This window comes from Streptococcus mitis (assembly GCF_000722705.1).
GTDB lineage: Bacteria > Bacillota > Bacilli > Lactobacillales > Streptococcaceae > Streptococcus > Streptococcus mitis_P.
This window is the reverse complement of the sequence record NZ_JPFW01000009.1, coordinates 49,785-70,559: the sequence shown is the minus strand read 5'-3', so window position 1 is coordinate 70,559 and position 20,775 is coordinate 49,785. Positions and strand designations below refer to the sequence as shown.

The window sequence follows — 20,775 nt, the reverse complement described above, 5'->3', positions numbered from 1 at the left end:
CTTGGTGAGATCTTACAATCAGAATTATGCTTGTATCTTATAAATGGTTAAAAGAATTGGTGGACATTGATGTGCCATCACAAGAGTTGGCTGAAAAAATGTCAACTACAGGGATCGAGGTCGAAGGTGTGGAATCACCAGCTGCTGGTCTCTCGAAAATTGTCGTCGGTGAGGTCTTGGCTTGTGAAGATGTGCCAGAAACTCACCTCCATGTTTGTCAGGTTAACGTTGGCGAAGAAGAAGCTCGTCAAATCGTTTGTGGTGCCCCAAATGTGCGTGCTGGTATCAAGGTTATGGTGGCTCTTCCAGGAGCTCGCATCGCTGACAACTACAAGATCAAAAAAGGGAAAATCCGCGGTCTGGAGTCACTTGGTATGATTTGTTCACTTGGTGAATTGGGCATTTCTGACTCAGTTGTACCAAAGGAATTCGCAGATGGCATCCAAATCTTGCCAGAAAATGCCGTTCCAGGTGAGGAAGTCTTCTCATATCTAGACTTGGATGATGAAATCATCGAACTTTCTATCACACCAAACCGTGCGGATGCCCTTTCTATGCGTGGAGTAGCTCACGAAGTTGCAGCCATCTATGATAAGGCAGTCAACTTTAAAGAATTTACTCTTTCAGAAACTGACCAAGCTGCAGCAGATGCCCTTTCTGTCAGCATTGAGACAGACAAGGCGCCTTACTATGCCGCTCGTATCTTGGACAATGTTACTATCGCACCAAGTCCACAATGGTTGCAAAACCTTCTCATGAACGAAGGAATCCGTCCCATCAATAACGTAGTGGACGTGACAAACTACATCCTTCTCTACTTTGGTCAACCAATGCATGCCTTTGACTTGGATACCTTTGAAGGGAGTGACATCCGTGTACGTGAAGCGCGTGCTGGTGAAAAAATAGTGACTCTAGATGGGGAAGAACGTGACTTGGACGTGAATGACTTAGTTATCACTGTCGCAGACAAGCCAGTAGCTCTTGCAGGTGTTATGGGTGGTCAAGCAACAGAAATCTCTGAAAAATCTAGTCGTGTTGTCCTTGAAGCTGCTGTTTTCAATGGCAAATCTATCCGTAAGACAAGTGGTCGCCTGAACCTTCGTTCAGAATCGTCTTCTCGCTTTGAAAAAGGTATCAATGTGGCAACTGTTAACGAAGCCCTTGAAGCTGCGGCTAGCATGATTGCAGAACTTGCAGGTGCGACGGTGCGTAAAGGTATCGTTTCAGCGGGTGAGCTTGATACCTCTGATGTGGAAGTTTCTTCAACTCTTGCTGATGTTAACCGTGTCCTCGGAACTGATCTTTCTTATGCTGATGTCGAAGATGTCTTCCGTCGTCTTGGCTTTGGTCTTTCTGGAAATGCAGACAGCTTTACAGTCAGCGTCCCACGTCGCCGTTGGGATATCACAATCGAGGCAGACCTCTTTGAAGAAATCGCTCGTATCTATGGTTATGACCGCTTGCCAACCAGCCTTCCAAAAGATGACGGTACAGCTGGTGAATTGACTGCGACACAAAAACTCCGCCGTCAAGTTCGTACCATTGCTGAAGGAGCAGGTTTGACAGAAATCATCACCTATGCTCTAACAACTCCTGAAAAAGCAGTAGAGTTCACAGCTCAACCAAGTAACCTTACTGAACTCATGTGGCCAATGACCGTGGATCGTTCTGTCCTCCGTCAAAATATGATCTCAGGTATCCTAGATACAGTTGCTTACAACGTGGCTCGTAAGAATAAAAACTTGGCCCTTTATGAGATTGGAAAAGTCTTTGAACAAACTGGCAATCCAAAAGAAGAACTTCCAAATGAGATCAACAGCTTTGCCTTTGCCTTGACAGGCTTGGTTGCTGAAAAAGATTTCCAAACAGTAGCAGTTCCAGTTGATTTCTTCTATGCTAAGGGAATCCTTGAAGCCCTCTTTGCTCGTTTGGGACTCCAAGTAACCTATACGGCAACATCTGAAATCGCTAGCCTTCACCCAGGTCGTACAGCTATGATTTCACTCGGTGATCAAGTTCTTGGTTTCCTTGGTCAAGTACACCCAGTCACTGCTAAGGCTTACGATATTCCAGAAACGTATGTAGCTGAGCTCAACCTTTCAGCTATCGAAACTGCGCTTCAACCTGCTAATCCATTTGTGGAAATCACCAAATTCCCAGCAGTCAGCCGTGACGTGGCTCTACTCCTCAAGGCAGAAGTCACTCATCAAGAAGTTGTAGACGCTATCCAAGCTGCAGGCGTGAAACGTTTGACAGATATCAAACTCTTTGACGTCTTCTCAGGTGAAAAATTGGGACTTGGTATGAAGTCAATGGCTTATAGCTTGACTTTCCAAAATCCAGAAGATAGCTTAACGGATGAAGAAGTCGCACGCTACATGGAAAAAATCCAAGCGTCTCTTGAAGAAAAAGTCAATGCAGAAGTGCGTTAACTTATCAATCCATCCTTCGGGGTGGATTTTTGCTTTTCAAATAACAATTCAGGATCAAAAATAGACAGTTGAGGAACAGAGAAGATAAATTGGAGTTTACCAGTGTATAATGTACTCATAACTCAAAGCACCCTAAGATTTTTTACTAAAATGAGGATGATAAAAATGGACAGAAATCATTGTAAATGCTATCAAAAAGGAGTATAATGAGTGCAAGACATTTCGGAGGTGAAAGATGCTAGAAGTAAGAAGTCTAGAGAAAAGTTTTGGACCTAAGCAAGTTTTGTTTGGTATTGACTTTCAAGCGCGACCAGGTCGTATTTTGGGATTAGTCGGGAAAAATGGTGCTGGGAAGACAACGATTTTCCACAGTATTTTGAAGTTTTTAGAATATCAAGGAGAAATTAGTCTGGATGGTCAGGATATTCGTCAGGAGACCTACACTCGGATTGGCTATCTGCCTGAAGAACGCAGTCTCATGCCTAAATTGACAGTCCTTGAACAAGTTCGTTACTTGGCGACTCTAAAAGGTATGGATGCTAAGGAAATCAAGGAAAAACTCCCTCAATGGATGAAGAAGTTGGAAGTGAAAGGGAAGCTGACTGATAAAATCAAGAGTCTGTCAAAAGGAAATCAGCAGAAGATTCAGCTCATTATTACTCTGATTCATGAGCCAGACTTGATTATTTTGGATGAGCCTTTCAGTGGATTGGATCCAGTTAATACTGAATTGCTCAAGCAAGTTATTTTTCAGGAAAAAGAGCGCGGAGCAACCATTATCTTTTCTGACCATGTCATGACCAACGTCGAGGAGCTTTGTGACGATATTCTCATGATTCGAGATGGCCGTGTGGTCTTGCATGGACCAGTTCAGGATGTTCGCAACCAATACGGGAAAACGCGTCTCTTTGTTTCAAGTGAACGAAGCAAGGAAGAATTGGAAAATCTTCCTCATGTCAAACAGGTGAGCTTGACCAAACAAGGCAGTTGGAAATTGATATTGGAGGATGAGAGCGCTGGAAGGGAACTCTTCCCAATCTTGACTCAGGGGCAATACATCGCAACCTTTGACCAGCAAGCGCCAACAATCGATGAAATCTTTAAACTAGAATCAGGGGTGGAAGTATGAGAAATATGTGGGTTGTAATGAAAGAAACCTATCTTCGACATGTCAAATCGTGGAGTTTCTTCTTTATGGTGATTTCGCCGTTCCTCTTTTTAGCCTTATCTGTAGGAATTGGCTATCTCCAAGGGTCTTCTATGGCCAAGAATAGTAAGATAGCAGTAGTAACAACTGTGCCATCTGTGGAAGATGGGCTCAAGGGTACCAATGGTATCAACTTTGATTATCAGGATGAAGCCAGTGCCCAAGCTGCTATCAAAGATGAGAAAATCAAGGGTTACCTAACCATTGACCAAGAGGACAGCGTCCTCAAGGCCGTCTATCATGGTGAAACTTCTCTTGAAACAGGCATCAAGCTAGCAGTAACCAATAAGCTCAACGAACTGCAATACCAACTCAATCGCTCGGCGGCTAATTTGTCCCAAGAACAGGAAAAACGCTTGGAACAAACAGTTAACTTTACGGAGAAAATTGATGAATCCAAGGAAAATAAAAAAATGATTCAAACCTTTGCGGCCGCAGGGCTTGGTTTCTTCCTTTATATGATTTTGATTACCTATGCTAGTGTCACTGCTCAGGAAGTGGCTAGCGAGAAAGGAACCAAAATTATGGAGGTGGTCTTCTCTAGTATCCGAGCTAGTCATTATTTCTACGCTCGCATGCTGGCTCTGCTTCTTGTTATTTTGACCCATATTGGCATTTACGTCGTGGGTGGACTTGCTGCCATTCTTCTCTTTAAAGACCTACCAATCTTGGCACAATCTGGTATTTTAAACCATATAGGAGAGGCTTTCTCGCTCAACACCTTATTGTTTGTCTTGGTTAGCCTCTTTATGTACGTTGTTTTAGCAGCCTTCCTAGGTTCTATGGTTTCTCGTCCTGAGGATTCAGGAAAAGCCTTGTCGCCTTTGATGATTTTGATTATAGGTGGTTTTTTTGGAGTGACAGCTCTAGGTGCAGCTGGTGACAATCTCATCTTGAAGATTGGTTCATATATTCCCTTTATTTCGACTTTCTTCATGCCGTTTAGAGCTATTAATGGTTATGCAAATGGGTTAGAAGCTTGGATTTCGCTTGCTATTACGATTGCTTTTGCAGTAACGGCAACAGTCTTTATCGGACGTATGTATGCTAGCCTCGTTCTGCAAACAGATGATTTAGGTCCTTGGAAAACCTTTAAACGTGCCTTATCTTATAAATAGAAGAGCCTCGCGAAAGCGAGGTTTTTTAGAGATAAAAAGAGTGGAATTCAGAAAAATATTTTTCATATCTATTGACTTTTAGGGGTGAAATTTGGTATTATAGTAGGCGGTATTGTTTACCCCATTTGAAAGGCCCCGGAACCTTCCAAATACTTTTCGATGGGAAGGAACACCCATCACCGTAAACAAAAATCGAACTATATATAGGAGAAATCATGAACAAAACAACATTTATGGCTAAACCAGGCCAAGTTGAACGTAAATGGTACGTAGTTGACGCAACTGATGTACCACTTGGACGTCTTTCTGCAGTAGTTGCTAGCGTACTTCGCGGAAAAAACAAACCAACATTTACACCACACACTGATACAGGTGACTTTGTGATTGTTATCAATGCTGAAAAAGTTAAATTGACTGGTAAAAAAGCAACTGATAAAATCTACTACACTCACTCAAACCACCCAGGTGGATTGAAACAAATCTCTGCAGGTGAACTTCGTTCTAAAAATGCAGTACGTTTGATTGAGAAATCAGTTAAAGGTATGCTTCCACACAATACTCTTGGACGCGCTCAAGGTATGAAGTTGAAAGTATTTGTTGGAGCTGAGCACACTCACGCTGCACAACAACCAGAAGTTCTTGATATTTCAGGACTTATCTAAGGAAAGGAACAATAAAGTATGTCACAAGCACAATATGCAGGTACTGGACGTCGTAAAAACGCTGTTGCACGCGTTCGCCTTGTTCCAGGAACTGGTAAAATCACTGTTAACAAAAAAGATGTTGAAGAGTACATCCCACACGCTGACCTTCGTCTTGTAATCAACCAACCATTCGCAGTTACTTCAACTGCAGGTTCATACGACGTTTTCGTTAACGTTGTAGGTGGTGGATACGCAGGTCAATCAGGAGCTATCCGTCACGGTATCGCTCGTGCCCTTCTTCAAGTAGACCCAGACTTCCGCGATTCATTGAAACGCGCAGGACTTCTTACACGTGACTCACGTAAAGTTGAACGTAAGAAACCAGGTCTTAAGAAAGCTCGTAAAGCATCACAATTCTCAAAACGTTAATCAATACGATTATATCAACGTTTCAAAGCGCTTCATGGTTCACACCATGGGGTGTTTTTTTGATGATTTTTAGCAAAATTCACACCACTTTTCACACCAAATTCACACCATTACTTTTTAAGATTACGATAGGCAATCTCTCCAACAGCCATTGGAATAACATTCGAAGTATTGACATAAGTCTTTGTTGTAAGGGTATCGCTATGCGTAAGTGCCTCTGAAATAGCTTCAAGTGAAGTTCCTGCTTGTTTAGCTAGAGTTGCGCCTGTATGGCGTAATTTGTGAGGTGTAGCGTGTGCCAGTTCCTTATGACGGTGTTTGACAGATTTCATTTTATTATTAAGATAATCAGAGTGTAGAGGGCTATTAACGTTACCCTTCATATCGATATAAGTAAAGACATATTGTTCATCAGATTGAATAATACCAAATTTTGCCAGCTCAGTTTTTTGTTGCTTTTTCCAAGATTGGAGCAATTCAGTTAGTTCAATAGGGATTTGAAAAGTTGTTTTCTTGTTCCCTTTTGTAGATTTTACATTTTTATATTTATCTAAGGCTTGAACCAATTGAATTTCCTGTTTCTTGATGTTAATGTGTTTCCATTGCAAAGCATAGCTTTCGGATTTCCTATCTCCTAAGAAAAAAGTGAGATAAAATAGGACATAATCTTTAAGGGTTATTTTATCATTATCTAAATCTTTTTGAAATGCTGAGAACCATTCTTGTAGTTGTTCGTGAGTTAGATATAAATCTTCCTCTCTCTTTGACTCTTTGCCACTTGACCCTTCTATTAATAAGTTGTACACTATGAATATATGTCACTGTGTAGAGGTTATTAAGATGAAGAGAGATATGGATTTATGCCGTTTGATACTTTTTAAAATTGAGGATGAGTATAGATCAACTGGGTTGATTAATTTACAAATTGACGGATATGATGTAGAAACAATAGCATACCATTGCGACTTGTTGTTTGAAGCGGGTTTAATAAAAAGTTATAAACCAACGTATGCTAGTGATGAAATCTATTTTTTTAGTGTTGGTGCTTTGACTTGGGAGGGGCATGATTTTCTAGATAAAATAAGAGAAAACAGTATGTGGAATAGGACTAAGAATAATATCAAAGAAAATGCTCTACCTATGACTTTGGAAGTAATTAAAAGTGTAGCAACCAGCTTTATAAATGATCGGCTAAGTAAATATTTAGATGGCTCTTTATAGGGATGATAAATTTCCTATTTCAAACAAACTTATTCAATTTTTTTGAAATAAAAAAGCAGTACAAGTCTGCTAAATTTTGATGTAAAGCTATTTATAGATTACTTGAAATCAAACCGTGTCAAACCAGGCTTGAAAAAAGCTCGTAAAGCATCACAATTTAGTAAACGTTAAAACTTATTTACATTTATTGAATGCATTTCGTATCAAAAATACAGGATGCTTTTTCTGTTCACCCCAAATTTTTGTAACTAGGTGATACTTGAAATTGATACAAATCTGATTGTTCTTGATAAATCTAAGCAACAATAAGTGATCAAGTGAAAAGGGGGATCTGAAAGAAAATGTATCTTTGATAGTACTCATTTATTGTGAAATATGATATATTTATTATTAGACGAATGAATATTTCTAGAGTTAAATAAAATATGACCGATACATGCTCTTGTGAAAGCGTGTTTCCTTCTCCAAAAATGTATGCTTTTTCAAGTCGTACCTTGGAAAAAGGTTCAGGATGGGATACATATTATGAACTAGAAAAAGATGAAGTCTGTGATAGATGTGGTTAACATTTCCATATATATATAAAAATTACCGTACACATGGATCTTAGGATTGAGGAGACAAATATTCATTGTTCTGGAGGTAAAATGGATTTAACATTTGGCTTTATCTGAAAGAATATCATTGCCAAATAAAATTATTGGAATAGTATCAATAGGATGGGAGAAAGAAGTACTTAAGAATGCTAGCTTTAAGTATGTAGTTAGGCTATCAGAAGTATTTGAAATCAGATTGGAAAAATTTATCCGTATGAAGTATTAGAAGAAGGGTTTGAAAATGTTTATTTTATTGTTAGTTGTATTCACTACTGTTTGTATTGTATGGTTTTTTAAATATAAGCGTATTTTTGAACGTAGTATTGATGATAGCGTATCCTGGCTGGAGTTGTCAGATAGTGATATGAAAAAGTACAAAAAAATATCAGTTTTGCAAGTAAATTTATTGATATCTATCAATACTCTCACAGCATGGATTATTTTTTTAACCGGTTTATTTGTAGAATCATCCGCTCCTTTTAATCAACTAAATATAGCTACAATTTTATATATTATTTATTTTGTTATTATAGGTTGTATTGGTATATTCGAGCCGTACATTTTTTCTTTTGAACGGAAACCAACAAATATGAATATGGGGATAGATATATGGAATTACTATGCGTATAAGGGGAGTGGGAAAAATAAACTAGCCATGTTCGTGATAAATACACAAGGTGTGACTTCAAAAGAACAAGAAAAAGTGAAGGGTGCTTTGTCAGCTTTATCTAATGAGAAGCTAAAAAATCTGCAAACAATATTCAAAACAGGAAAGATAAAAAACGCTCGTCAAATATTGAGTGATAAAATAATTAGATGGATTTCAAGTATAATAGCAGGTCTGTTTTCTGCTTCACTTATTGTAAAAAAGATTTTGGATACTAAATGGGACAAAGTGCAAGGTGAAGAATTTTTCATCAATTTTATTATAATTTTATTTGTTGCTTTAGTTATTTTATTAATAGTTTATATTATTGCATCAATAATTGATTCATTTACAAAGACCAATAGAAGGAAACAAGTCGATAGTGCTTTATCTGATATATTTAATGAATTGCTTAGTTAAAGTTGTCAGTCCAGTAGACATTCGTCTACTTTTTATATAATGAATTTAACCAATTTGGTTAAATTTTGTATTTCCAAAGAAAAAGGAGGTACAAGTTGGAAGATTTGTATATAGATACTCAACAAAAAGCCAAGCAATTTCTTTATCAGTTGATGAAGAATCAAGATATTCCCTTATTGAAATATACCTTTCGTTTTTTCTTTGATTATTATGTGAGTGAAAATAGAATTTTGGTGATTCCCCACCACTTTTCAGGTCGAAAGATAGAGGGATTGACAATAATTAATGAACTAGGTGTTAGTATTTCTTATGAATAGGAGAATCCTATTACGAAGCAAAATTTTACGCTTTGCCATGAGCTGGGACATTTTCTTTTAAATCGCAATTTTCGGAGAACCAGTTTTAGAGGAAATAACTTTTCATGGTGCAATAATGAATTATTGCTATAATATGAGCAGAAAAGGTTTCATCATATCAAATATATTGTTTGGGTTTGTGCATTCCATGAACGAACCTAGTATTGGAATTTTTATTAGATCGATTTTACTGTATAGTTTGTTAGGCGGTATAGTATCTTACATTTATTATAGAACTAAAAGGATAGAATACTCTGTACTAATTCACTTGCTTAGTAATTTTTTGGCTGTAATAGTGTAGTTAAATAGTTTTTTTAATTATGTATTCTGATTATTTTTATATTTGTAATTTTATGTAAGATTTTGCTCAATAAACCACTAATAAATATTGCAGAATTAAATACTGATTTTCAAAAATATAAGGTTCGAAGGCATGATTTTTTGCTAAACTTTAGGTGTAGATAATAGAGTACATCTGTAATTTCTCTATATACCAGTCATAAAATTCTTAAGTTTATCTATAACTGTCAAAACTCCTTATTTCGGACAAAAACCTGAGTTTCGAGTTTGATCAAGATTTTTTGGAAAATCTAGATGTTATTTTTTTCTCTACCTATTTTTCTAAAACGGGAAAAATCAGATACAATAATCTTTGCAGGTGTATTGTTTAATATTTAATGAACTAAACTATTCCCCTGTTTAAAAAATATTGATTCATATTTTATGAAATTAATCAGTAGATATCGTTCTGAAAAGGCTTGTTATTACGCTGTTTTTAGTCCAACTGCAACCTATACTTTCCAAACCAGGAGTTGTTGTATGATATAGTATACAATAGAAAGGTTGAAAATAGCTTGACTAGTGTATTTGATAAATCAATTCACTTAGTAACAAGGAATAAAAATTTTCCCACAGAAAAGAGAAATCTTAATTTTATATTTACCGATGAGAAGATTTGGAATGATTTTTGGAATTTATACTATGAGAAAACACCCTACATTCTATTGCATTTGGTAGAAGTAGCTACTGCTATATTTGAAAAATATTTGGATATTGACATAGAAATAGCGGAACTCCATCGATATATTAGAAGTTTAAAGATAATTTTAGCTTTATCTGGAGAAGAAAATAAAGAATTAGAAAATATTTTTGAATTCATATTTAGTAGTGATAATCTTAGCATGGTTTGTGAAGAATGTAGAAAAGCATATGAGTTCAATACTATTTTTGTAAAGGAATTAAAAGAAGACTATCTGTATACTTGCCAAAGATGTGGCTTGATAGAGCGATTAGGGCAATATTTTATGTGCGATGAATTACTGAGTAATAAAAGAAAGATTTTGATTGATAATTCGAATGATGAGAATTGGAAGTTGGTCTAATACAATTAAAAGGTAGTTCCGACATAAAAACCATAATTTAGAAGATTGTGAAGATTTTTGAAAAGTAATCAGAAAGGATAATATGAAATTTAAAGATTACACTTGGGATAAAGAGTTTGAAATAAAAGGGAATTTTTCAGAACGTTCAGACGATATAGTTAGTAAGGATAACTTGAGCGGTATTTTACATTATTCTCCTAGTGAAATTGTATTAGAATTATTTGGTGGATTTGAAGAAGAATCAGGCATTTCATTCGGTTTTGGTAAGTGTTTGGAAAAGATATATGGTTTCTCCAGTAATGGTTATATTTTAATTTTAAATACTTATGGTGAACCAATGGTACATTCCTCATTTCCTGGATTTCCGATAACTAGATATAGAGTAAAAAATTTTAAAATTTACAGTGTATTTTATAATGAGCTTGGAAATTTTGATTATAGTTCTGAGGCCTTTAAAGATTTAATTAATGAATTAGATTCTGAAAAAATCAAGGAATATAAATTTAGCTTTGAACATATTGAGGAATGGATTGAAAAATCATTGGTAACTGTTAAATATAGAGACAATCAAACTATTTTTGAAAGTGCAGTAAGTGAATATCAACCAACAAAAGTGTTAATAAGATCACTAGGAATGAACTTTGAAGATGTGGCAATACTCCATTCTTCATATACAACTACGTCATTTACCAGTGATTATTTTATTAAACTTATTTCAGCTGATTTAAATATAAGATATTTTGATGAATTTTATCAAGCTTCACATAAGTTTAAGGAGTTTATTGAGATTTTATCAAATATACCATTGTCTTTTACTAATATTGAATTTCTTGTTCTTTATAAAATGATAGATGGTAAGCGTATGCCACTTATAAAAGGCAAATTCTTTGTTCAGCATTCTAGAAAATCCCAAAAATGGAAATCGTATTCTCAGCAAGATATTTCTTTGAGGACATTAGAAGATAATTTTGAACATATTTTAAATCATTGGTTTGATAAATCTGAGGAACTTGAATTTATAGTGAGACAATTTTCAAAAAATCTTCATGGTGATTTATATTTGGAAGATCAGTTGGTTGATGCTATTAGGAATTTGGAAGTTTACTCTAGAAATTTTAAGAATTTTAAAAATCCGAAATGTTTATCTGATGTTGAAGAAAAAGCTAGACAATCTTTGTTTGATTTTATAAACACACATCTTTTAGAAGAGGTAAGAAGAAAATTTAGAAATAAATTGAAATTTAATCAAAAAGAGCCTAACCTTGCCGAACGTTTAAAAAATTTATTCGATTCAATTGATGAGCTTAATCTGTCTAAAATTTTTTCGAATAGTGAGAGAGAATTACTAATAATAAAATTAATTCAAACACGAAATTACTATACTCATGGTGATTCGAAAGATAACTATCCAGAAATGATAACAGATATCAGGGAGATGTATGAAACAAAATTGCTTCTTCAAGAAGTGCTGAGATATTATATTTATCAAGAATTGGATATGAAATATAAATATAAAAAATTCTAAACCTCAAGCCATTAGCTCAATGATTTAGGATGTTTTCATGGAAATTGGAACAATTGACACAGTTGTTGAGACTTTAGTCGCTTATAAATGTGGCTGCAACCTGACAAGGTCAGTTGTCTCAAAACGTTAATTAACGTTTACAGACATTCAAGAATTTTCTCTTGGATGTCTTTTTTGTATAGAAATCAAGAGTTTCCATCATTGATTTTTAGTCTAGTATTAGTTTCTACGGAATAACCTTTTTCGGTCATAATAAAACACTCCTGTTCATAGTTTCACTAGATCTAAACAGGAGTGTTATTCTTGTGCATCAATTTATGGGTTCAGCACATATCTACTTTTCTAGTAACCAATCTATGATATTTTTCTTCTCAATTCCATTGTAATTTGCTGTTGGTTGAATCGTATCCATTGTTAATAGATATTTTGGGAATTGATCTTTAATGGCTTCTAGTGGTCTAAGTTCTCTTTCTAGTGTTTCTGGAGCAAGTGTTGTTTCACTGACCTGATAATAAGCGTAGTGACCAAGATCAGTTACAACAACAAAATCAACCTCATATTTATCTAAATTACCAACATATACTTGTGAATATCTACGTCTCAATTCCAAATATACAATATTTTCCAAGATATGCCCAATGTCTTCTTTGTGGTCTGGTAATAAGAGATGTCGTAAACCTAAATCAACTGGATAATATTTTTCCAAACGTTGCAATAATGCTCTACCTTTTACATCAAAACGTGGAACGGAATAAAAAAGTAAACTGTCTGTCAAAGTTGTCAAATAATTTTCCAAAGTATTATGGGATATTGAAACATTTTGGCTGACCAGGGTATTGCGAATCTTATTTGTTGATATTAAGCTACCTGTACTACTGAGAAGGGTTCGGACAATGCGCTCAATAATAGTAGGATTTGGATTGCCTAATCTAGTTACAATATCATTTAACAGTATGGAGTTATATATTCCTCTGAGGTAGTCAATTTTTTCAGCGTAAGATGATGTTTGCAATAAGTAAGGGAAAGCACTAAAGAGATAATTGTTAAAAATTTCTGTTGTATTCAGATTCTCTGTGAGAGATTGACCTGATAGGTATTCTTCAAATGACAAAGGAAGAACCTCTATCTCAACATACCGACCAGTCAAATTTGTAGCTAATTGGCTACTCATAAAGTAGGCGTTAGAACCAGTCAAATAGAGGTCAACATTTGGTAAGATGAATAGGCTATCTGTTACCAATTCAAATTTTTCAACATGTTGAATTTCATCTAAAAAGATATAGTATGTTTTATCTTCAACCAACTGCTCTTTTATATAAGCAAATAATGTTTGAAAATGTCGCAGGTCATAATAACTTAGATCTTCAAAATTGATGGATATGATTTGATCTTCGTCGACTCCAGTTGCTATTAACTCTTCTTTATAGAGTTGAAAGAGAACAGATTTACCAGCTCGTCTCACTCCGCTCACAACTTTGATGATTTGTCGATCACGATGTCTTCTTAAAAAATCTAAATAATGTGGTCTTTTAATATAGTTCATAATATATACCTCAAAGACAGTATAATACAAATAAAGATTATTTTCAAATATTTAGAAATAATATTTAATTTGTTTGGTTATTTCTAAGTATTTAGAAATAGTATTTTTCTGTAATTAAAAAATAGTCCATTTTGGTATGGCATGATAGTAAATCTTGTGAGGTCTTGTAGCAAGTATTCAAATAAAAAGCGCATACTATCAGGAGTGTAAAAGCTTGATAGTATGCGCTTTATCCTAGAAATATTTACTAGATGTTCTTCTCAAGCTGACTTTTTAAGAAGTTACCTTATCAGCAATTTCAAATAAGTTTATGGAGCTATCTTTGGAAAAACTGTAGACTGTCAAAGCTTACCACAGTCCGTAGTATTTCAATAATTCAGATTGCTTACATTTTATTTTGATAAGTTTTACGGTAATCTCCAGGAGAAAGTCCAGTCCTTTGTTTAAAAATTTTAGTAAAGTAAGAATAATTATCATACCCTACTTGACAAGATACCTGTGATATCGAGATATTTGTTTGAGATAGAAGAGATTTAGCAGCATTAATGCGCTTATCCGTTATATATTTAACAAGAGTTTCTCCAGTTTCTTTTTTAAAAATTCTAGCTAAATGATCTGTACTGAGATAAACCATATCTGCTAATATAGAACGATTTATATCTTCATAGTAGTGATGATCTATGTATTCGACGATGCGTTGAATACTATTTTTCTGGTTTTCAATGTTTGTTGCAAATTTTTTAGCATGTGACCAGTAATAATCAAAGTAATCCTGAAATGATTCAATTGAATGAAAGCGTCGTTGGAATAAGAAATCATGAGTGCTATTTTGGAACAGTTTATGTGCCGAAATTCCATTTTGATCTAGATATATTCCTATTTGTTGAGTCCAATCTAGTAAAATTTGTTGTAGCGTGAAAGTAGGAATTTGAGAATTATTAGCAAGTGAATTAATTTTTTCTCTTAATTCGTATTCACTTAAGCTATCTAAAAAAGTAATTGAAAGAGTTTCTGTTTTGAAAGAAGTTGGGAAACTATGTGGAACACATGTAATAGTATTCCAATAAGAAACATACTGTTCATTATAAGTGTAGAGTTCTTTGGTATGAAATAAAACATCGGATACTTTATGGCAACTCTTATATATAATGTTTGAGTATTTACTAAAGTTATTAGAAATTTGAGAATGAATTTCATATGCCAATTTGTCACTACGTTTGGATGAGTCTACTCTAAAGAGACAAACATATTGATCAACCTGGCTTTCCATCTTGAACAAACTTATCAGCTTATAAGAAGGTTGTGAAATCCTTTGAAGTTCTCTTTTTAGTTGAGAAGTCCATGATGGAGTTTCTGCGGAATAATCTTCTTCATTAAGATTGATTGTTAAAACTGCAAGGAAAAAATATTGGTGTTTTTGAAGAATAAAAGCTTGTTTACTTGCTATGTTTTCTAGATCATCAATGCGAGAAATTTGAGGTTTTCTAAGGTAATCATACCAGAAGTTATCTTCTATTTGTAAAAGTGCATCATTTTTTCCGTTTAAGTTATGATTCTCAATTTTACTAATGGCTTTTTGAATAATAAATTCTAATTTTTCAAAGTTAATGGGTTTTAGATAGTATTCGAAGCTTTGTAATTCAATTGCTTTTTGAGCATAGTTGAAGTCGGCGTAATTGGTTAAAAAAATTGTTTTTATATCATATTTTTCATTTCTAATCCACGATAAGAGTTCGAGACCGCTACCTTGAGGCATTTCTATATCACTTATCATGAGATAAATAGGATGCTCTCTAATAATATTTTGAGCTTGGGTGAGGCTATAGGCAACATAAACAATTTCAATGTGTAGTTTAGCCCAATTTATTTTCTCTCGTAAAGCTTCAATGATAAAACGATCGTCATCAACTAATAAGATGTTCATTATAACCTCCGTCTATAATCTTATATGGAATAAGTAAAAGAATTTTAGCTCCACCTTCTTCATTATTTTCAAATGCAATACTATAGTCATTAGGATAGAGAAGATTTAAACGTTCGATGGTGTTTGTGATCCCAATATGATGTCCATCTTCTGTTATTAGAGACTGTTTCTGATTTAATTTTGATAAAATTTCTTCAGAGAAACCTGGACCATTATCCTCGATACAAATCTGAATATAATCTGAGTTCTCAGTTTTTACTTTTTTATCGATAGTAAAATTGTAAATAAATCCTGAAATGAAAACCCGTGTTTGATTGTGTTTTCAATAAATGTTTGTAAAAGTAATGATGGGACAAGAGTATTTTGTAGGTCATCACTGTAGTTTAGTGAAAAGTAGATGCTATTTCCATATCGAATTCGTTGTATTTCTAAATAATCTTTAATATGCTGAACTTCATCTTTAAGTTCTGAAAAATCTTGATTAGCCATAAATAAATGACGGAGATAATTTGAAGTTAGGATAGTTAACTCTTCAATTTCCTTATAGTTTTTTGTTTGAAGCATACTATGAATCATTGATAACATGTTTAAGTAGAAATGCGGACGGATTTGGTTCTTAAGATAATTAAGTTCGATCTTCTTAAGTTCTAGTTGTGAATGGTATTCTCGTATTTTTAATTCTTGCATGTCAAATATCACTTTATTAAGTTTATCATTTGCCTTATCAATTTCTAGTATACCTTCAGATATAAAAAATTCAGAAGGGGGGATGGAGTCCCCAAGTTGAGAGAGTCGTTCAGTGAGTCTTGTTATCGGTTTAATCATCCACTGACGAATATACAGGATAATGATGATTGATAAAATGGTGATAATAATGGGAACGGCTGACAAAAATACTTCTAAGAGTGTGATATTTCTAAAGACTTCGGCATAATCGACTAAAACATAAATATCGAAAGGTAAATGCGTTTTTTCATTTTGAGCATGAATTAGGTAGTTTTCGGAGGGTATATTGTTAGGCTCTTTTAGGGAAAGTTTACCATTATTTCCAATATTGAGTTTTCTGAGAGGTTTTAGGATATCTTCTGAAGATATGACGGCATAAATGATTTTTCCTTCGTAATGGACAGATTTAACTAAGTATTCGCTGTTTTTAGTAGTTACATTTTTCCATTTACGGTCACTTATATCACTACGCAATGACTTTAGATTTGATTTTAACAGTAGATAATCTTCATATGGAATATAAAGATTGGAGACATTTATAAAATAATCAGTACTATCGGTTTCTAATAAGAATGTCATATGAGTTTCATTTTGATATTCAAACTCTGCAAAGCTAGTTTGAACTTTTTTGAGATCTTCTTGATAGTCAAGAAACGTTTGTACATGATTTAATTTCTCTAAAGATTCATTATGCGTTATTGTTGAGTACATAAAGCGTTCTACAGAATGTAATTTCTCATTAACAGAGTCAGCATAAATTTCAATTGAACTACGTAGGTGTACTATATTTTGGTTTTTAATAAAATTTCTGGTTATATTACTCATAGCAATATTGATTAAAATATTTATCAATAGTAGTACAAGCAGAAGTTTAAAGAAAAAATGAATGGAATGTTTTTTTGATAAGTCGTGATTTAATTTCATATACTAGTCTCCTATTAAAATTATAGCACTTTGAAAATATGATATCATGTAACAAAACAGATATGTTTTATTAAGATGTCGGAAAAGTAATAGTTCTTAAAATTAAAAAACTGAAAAATTGATAAACCTAGTCCAAAAAGTTATATTAAGGGAATTCTTTATGGTGTAAAATAATCGTAGAAAATCAGATAGGAGGAAAAAAATGAAAGTAGCATCTCAACTTCATAAAATAAAATTAAAGCATAGTATTCCGTTATACATATTACTTTTTCCTTCAATATTGCTGTTGATTTTATTTTCCTATATTCCCATGTTGGGATTAATTATCGCATTTAAAGACTACTCACCAGCCAATGGTATCTTTGCTAGTCAGTGGGTAGGATTTAAGTACTTTACTCAATTTTTCTCATCATTCCAATTCGGGACAACTATGTTCAATACATTAAAAATTTCACTTTATAGTATTGTAGTAGGATTCCCCTTGCCTATTATACTAGCTATCATTAGTAATCAGTTAAGAGTTGGGAAATTTAGAAAAATATTTCAAGTAACAACTTACTTGCCCCATTTTATCTCTACAATGGTTATGTGTGGGATGATTATCTTATTTTTATCTCCTACTAGTGGTTTGTTAGCGAATGTATTTAAGTCTGTTGGAATTACTATTCCAGATTTTTTATCAAAACCTACTAATTTTGCAGGTGTTTATGTTTGGAGTGATGTATGGCAACATATTGGTTGGGATAGTATTATTTATCTAGCAGCGCTTTCTGCAATTGATCCTACATATTATGAGGCTGCAACTATGGATGGTGCCTCTAGATTACAAAAAATTCGGCATATAGAATTACCATTACTTTTGCCGACTGCTATGATTTTACTAATATTAAGAGCAGGTAGTTTATTAAGTGTAGGATTTGAGAAAGTGTTACTATTACAGAATCCTCTTAATTTAGCAGGAAGTGAGATAATTTCGACCTATGTTTATAAAGTTGGTATGGTGAACTTTCAGTATAGTTATTCGACAGCTATAGGGTTATTTAACACGGTAGTCAATCTAATAATTTTATTATCTGTCAACTGGTTCTCAAAAAGATATACTAGAACGGGTCTTTTTTAAAGGAAGGAGTGCTTAAAGTGAGATGGTTTCATAAATCAAGAAAAACAAACTCTGAATTATTATTTGATATAGTTACCTATGGTTTAGCAATTTTCCTTATCCTGTTAATTGTTTATCCGTTATGGTTTGTAGTGATTGCATCTTTTAGCAATCCTTCAGATGTTGCAAATGGGAAGGTATGGTTTATTCCTAGAGAATGGAAATTAGATGGATATTTACGTCTTATTCAACAACCTTTATTTTTGCGTAGCTATCTAAATACCATTTTATATACTGTTGTTGGTACCTTAGTTGCTTTAGTAGTCAATATTCCAGCTGGTTATGCTTTATCTAGAAAAGAATTAGTTGGTAGAAAGTGGATGAGCATTCTATACATAATCCCTATGTTCGTATCAGGTGGCTTGATTCCTACCTACTTAACAGTAAAGAATGTAGGCTTGATTGATACATTTTGGGTAATGGTAATACCTTTTGCAGTTTCATCATACAATATTATTGTTGCTAGAACTTTCTTTAATAATAGTATTCCAGACGGGATGTGGGAGGCTGCGCAAATTGATGGATGTGGTACAATTCGTTATTTTATTAAGATAGTCGTTCCTTTATCAAAAGCTATTATAGCAGTTATTGGACTTTGGACTGCAGTTGGTATTTGGAATTCGTGGTTTAATGCTTTAATTTATTTAACGAATGAAAATTTACAGCCATTGCAATTAATTTTACGACGTTTATTAATTAGTAACCAAATGTTACAATCGCAAGCAACAGGAGAAGTGGCATCAGATCTTCGTATCAAGGCTGATATGATGAAATATGCAGCAATTGTTATTTCAACCGCTCCGATTATGTTGTTGTATCCCTTTGTTCAAAAATATTTTAATCAAGGCGTAATGATTGGCGCCTTGAAAGAATAGGAGAAAAACATGAAACATAAATCATTTACATATTTGTTCTTAGGAACAGTTACACTTGCTGGCTTAACAGCCTGCGCAAATTCCAATAATGCGAATAAGGATGATAAATCTGGAGAAGATTCTTATAAAATTACGACTGTTCGTTGGTCTGACTGGGGAGAAGATTATCATAAAGGTTTTCTAACAGATTCGGCCAAGGAAGCAGGTATTGATGTTAAATGGGATACACTTGTGGCAGCAGATTGGTCAGATAAGAAATCTGTTTTGGTTGCTAGCGGAGATTTACCAGATGCATTTTTAGGTTCAAATGCTTTTACAGATTCAGAAATTGCTCAGAACCAATCTTTGTTTATTCCATTGGAAGATTTAATCAAGGAGAACATGCCTAATTTAACTAAGGCTATGGAGAAAGAACCTAAGATTAAAGCTATGATTACTTCACCAGATGGTCATATCTACAGCCTGCCTAAAAAATTACCGATGCGTCCTACAGTAGCTAATCAGCTATTTATTAATAAAAAGTGGCTAGATAATTTAGGATTAAAGGTTCCAGAAACTTATGATGATTTAGTAAAAGTACTACAAGAATTTAAGGATAAAGATGCGAACGGAAATGGAGACGCTTCTGATGAAATTCCATTCGGAGCAGGAAACTTTGATCCAACATTCTCATATATTCTTCCGTTCAATAATCGTTTAGGTGCAGATAATACGTATGAAATGTCTGTAAAAGATGGAAAACCAGTCTACCTTCGTACAGAAGAAAGTTACAAACAAGGGATTGCAGCAATGCACGAATCTTATAAAAAAGGTTTGATTGATCCGGAAATCTTTACAGAAGATACCTCTATGAGTGTAGCGAAACGTATGGATAAGGGAGTATCTAGAGTAGGTGTTTCTAGTGGTTGGACAGCAGATGCAACGTTTGGCTTACATTCAAGTGAATATATTGCTCTACCTGCTTTAAAAGGTATGGATGGAAAACAATATGTCTTTTCTGACCCAGATCATTACAACTATGGCCGCAATGAAATTTTGATTACAAATAAGAGCAAAAACCCTGCTAAATTATTGAAATGGTTGGATAAACTATATACAGATGAAGCAAGTATTCAGAATTTCTATGGATCATTTGGAATAGCTACTGAAAAGAATGGTGATAAGTTTAAAGTATTACCTCCTAAAGATGGTAAATCAGCCGATGAGTATGCATGGATTCATTCACTTCGAGATTTTGGACCTAAATACGTAAGCGATGATATCAATAGTCGCGTAGAAATCGATCAAACACAAGGTGATGGATTGAAATTGAAGATGGACCAAGATTTGAAACAATTTGCGTTGCCAGCTTACCCTAATGTGATTTATTCACAAGAAGAGCTTAACAAATTATCATCAATCTATGTGAGTATTGAATCTTATGTCAAACAACAAGCATCTAAATGGGTAGTTGAAGGTGGCATAGAAAAAGAATGGGACTCATACAAAGAAACTCTTAAGAATATGGGATTGGACGAATTTATGAAGATTCAACAGGAAGCATATAATCGTTACCAAAAAGAAGTAAAAGAGTAATACTTTATATGAACTCTTGGTTGTATAAACAAGGGACTAGCTAATTACAGGAAGCGAGACTGATAACATCAAA

At 34.1% G+C, this 20,775-nt stretch carries 17 protein-coding genes and 2 pseudogenes; 15 read left to right on the top strand and 4 right to left on the bottom strand.

Annotation, left to right across the window (positions count from 1 at the left end; genetic code table 11):
* Nucleotides 1-26: 26 nt before the first annotated feature.
* The 5 genes from pheT (at nt 27) to rpsI (ending at nt 5,830) form a co-directional block, all read left to right on the top strand.
* Nucleotides 27-2,432 (top strand): phenylalanine--tRNA ligase subunit beta, encoded by a 2,406-nt coding sequence (pheT, locus tag SK642_RS08120; RefSeq protein ID WP_033684328.1) that lies wholly within the window; start codon nt 27-29, stop codon nt 2,430-2,432.
* A 235-nt stretch (nt 2,433-2,667) separates the two neighbouring features.
* Entirely contained in the window at nt 2,668-3,561 is an 894-nt protein-coding gene (locus tag SK642_RS08115) for an ABC transporter ATP-binding protein (RefSeq protein WP_033684327.1), read from the top strand.
* A complete protein-coding gene (locus SK642_RS08110) occupies nt 3,558-4,757 on the top strand; it encodes an ABC transporter permease (RefSeq protein ID WP_033684326.1) in 1,200 nt (399 codons plus the stop codon). The genes SK642_RS08115 and SK642_RS08110 overlap by 4 nt, the downstream gene beginning before the upstream one ends.
* A gap of 215 nt (nt 4,758-4,972) precedes the next feature.
* Nucleotides 4,973-5,419 (top strand): 50S ribosomal protein L13, encoded by a 447-nt coding sequence (rplM, locus tag SK642_RS08105; RefSeq protein ID WP_001044624.1) that lies wholly within the window; start codon nt 4,973-4,975, stop codon nt 5,417-5,419.
* 18 nt (nt 5,420-5,437) lie between these two features.
* Nucleotides 5,438-5,830, top strand: a complete 393-nt coding sequence (gene rpsI / locus SK642_RS08100) for a 30S ribosomal protein S9 (RefSeq protein WP_000075964.1) — start codon at nt 5,438-5,440, stop codon at nt 5,828-5,830.
* A 110-nt stretch (nt 5,831-5,940) separates the two neighbouring features.
* Here the strand turns inward: rpsI and SK642_RS08095 are convergent.
* A pseudogene (locus tag SK642_RS08095) lies at nt 5,941-6,603 on the bottom strand (tyrosine-type recombinase/integrase); the annotation flags it as partial.
* A gap of 67 nt (nt 6,604-6,670) precedes the next feature.
* Here SK642_RS08095 and SK642_RS08090 point away from each other — a divergent pair.
* The 7 genes and pseudogenes from SK642_RS08090 (at nt 6,671) to SK642_RS08070 (ending at nt 11,976) form a co-directional block, all read left to right on the top strand.
* On the top strand, nt 6,671-7,051 hold the full coding sequence (locus SK642_RS08090) for a DUF2513 domain-containing protein (RefSeq protein ID WP_033684325.1): 381 nt from the start codon (nt 6,671-6,673) through the stop codon (nt 7,049-7,051).
* A gap of 837 nt (nt 7,052-7,888) precedes the next feature.
* Nucleotides 7,889-8,713, top strand: a complete 825-nt coding sequence (locus SK642_RS08085) for a hypothetical protein (RefSeq protein WP_033684324.1) — start codon at nt 7,889-7,891, stop codon at nt 8,711-8,713.
* A gap of 95 nt (nt 8,714-8,808) precedes the next feature.
* Nucleotides 8,809-9,030, top strand: a complete 222-nt coding sequence (locus tag SK642_RS11220) for a hypothetical protein (protein ID WP_033684323.1) — start codon at nt 8,809-8,811, stop codon at nt 9,028-9,030.
* Nucleotides 9,031-9,039: 9 nt separating this feature from the next.
* The gene (locus SK642_RS11215; RefSeq protein ID WP_419991768.1) at nt 9,040-9,162 is read left to right on the top strand and encodes an ImmA/IrrE family metallo-endopeptidase; all 123 of its coding nucleotides are present in this window, start codon (nt 9,040-9,042) and stop codon (nt 9,160-9,162) included.
* Entirely contained in the window at nt 9,146-9,370 is a 225-nt protein-coding gene (locus SK642_RS11165) for a type II CAAX prenyl endopeptidase Rce1 family protein (RefSeq protein WP_419991767.1), read from the top strand. Before SK642_RS11215 ends, SK642_RS11165 begins: the two co-directional genes overlap by 17 nt.
* Nucleotides 9,371-9,878: 508 nt before the next feature.
* Nucleotides 9,879-10,451, top strand: a pseudogene (locus SK642_RS08075) (hypothetical protein); the annotation flags it as partial.
* An 82-nt stretch (nt 10,452-10,533) separates the two neighbouring features.
* Nucleotides 10,534-11,976: a HEPN domain-containing protein gene (locus SK642_RS08070; RefSeq protein ID WP_033684322.1), complete on the top strand. Its 1,443-nt coding sequence runs from the start codon at nt 10,534-10,536 to the stop codon at nt 11,974-11,976.
* 334 nt (nt 11,977-12,310) lie between these two features.
* Here SK642_RS08070 and SK642_RS08065 read toward each other — a convergent pair whose 3' ends face one another.
* The 3 genes from SK642_RS08065 to SK642_RS08055 all read right to left on the bottom strand — a co-directional run bounded on the left by SK642_RS08065 (nt 12,311) and on the right by SK642_RS08055 (nt 17,093).
* Nucleotides 12,311-13,519, bottom strand: a complete 1,209-nt coding sequence (locus SK642_RS08065) for an ATP-binding protein (protein WP_033684321.1) — start codon at nt 13,517-13,519, stop codon at nt 12,311-12,313.
* Nucleotides 13,520-13,904: 385 nt separating this feature from the next.
* Entirely contained in the window at nt 13,905-15,443 is a 1,539-nt protein-coding gene (locus SK642_RS08060; RefSeq protein WP_033684320.1) for a response regulator transcription factor, read from the bottom strand.
* 255 nt (nt 15,444-15,698) lie between these two features.
* Nucleotides 15,699-17,093, bottom strand: coding sequence for a sensor histidine kinase (locus SK642_RS08055; RefSeq protein WP_235230870.1), 1,395 nt, complete (start codon nt 17,091-17,093; stop codon nt 15,699-15,701).
* A gap of 202 nt (nt 17,094-17,295) precedes the next feature.
* On the opposite strand from SK642_RS08055, the gene SK642_RS08050 reads away from it, so the two are divergent.
* Genes SK642_RS08050 through SK642_RS08040 form a run of 3 tightly spaced genes read left to right on the top strand, consistent with a single transcriptional unit; the run spans nt 17,296 to nt 20,702 of the window.
* Nucleotides 17,296-18,213 carry an ABC transporter permease gene (locus SK642_RS08050; RefSeq protein ID WP_000861541.1) on the top strand — a complete coding sequence of 306 codons (918 nt, stop codon included), beginning with the start codon at nt 17,296-17,298 and terminating at the stop codon, nt 18,211-18,213.
* Nucleotides 18,214-18,230: 17 nt separating this feature from the next.
* On the top strand, nt 18,231-19,127 hold the full coding sequence (locus SK642_RS08045; RefSeq protein WP_001267167.1) for a carbohydrate ABC transporter permease: 897 nt from the start codon (nt 18,231-18,233) through the stop codon (nt 19,125-19,127).
* A 9-nt stretch (nt 19,128-19,136) separates the two neighbouring features.
* Nucleotides 19,137-20,702, top strand: a complete 1,566-nt coding sequence (locus SK642_RS08040; protein WP_051734081.1) for an extracellular solute-binding protein — start codon at nt 19,137-19,139, stop codon at nt 20,700-20,702.
* Nucleotides 20,703-20,775: the final 73 nt, after the last annotated feature.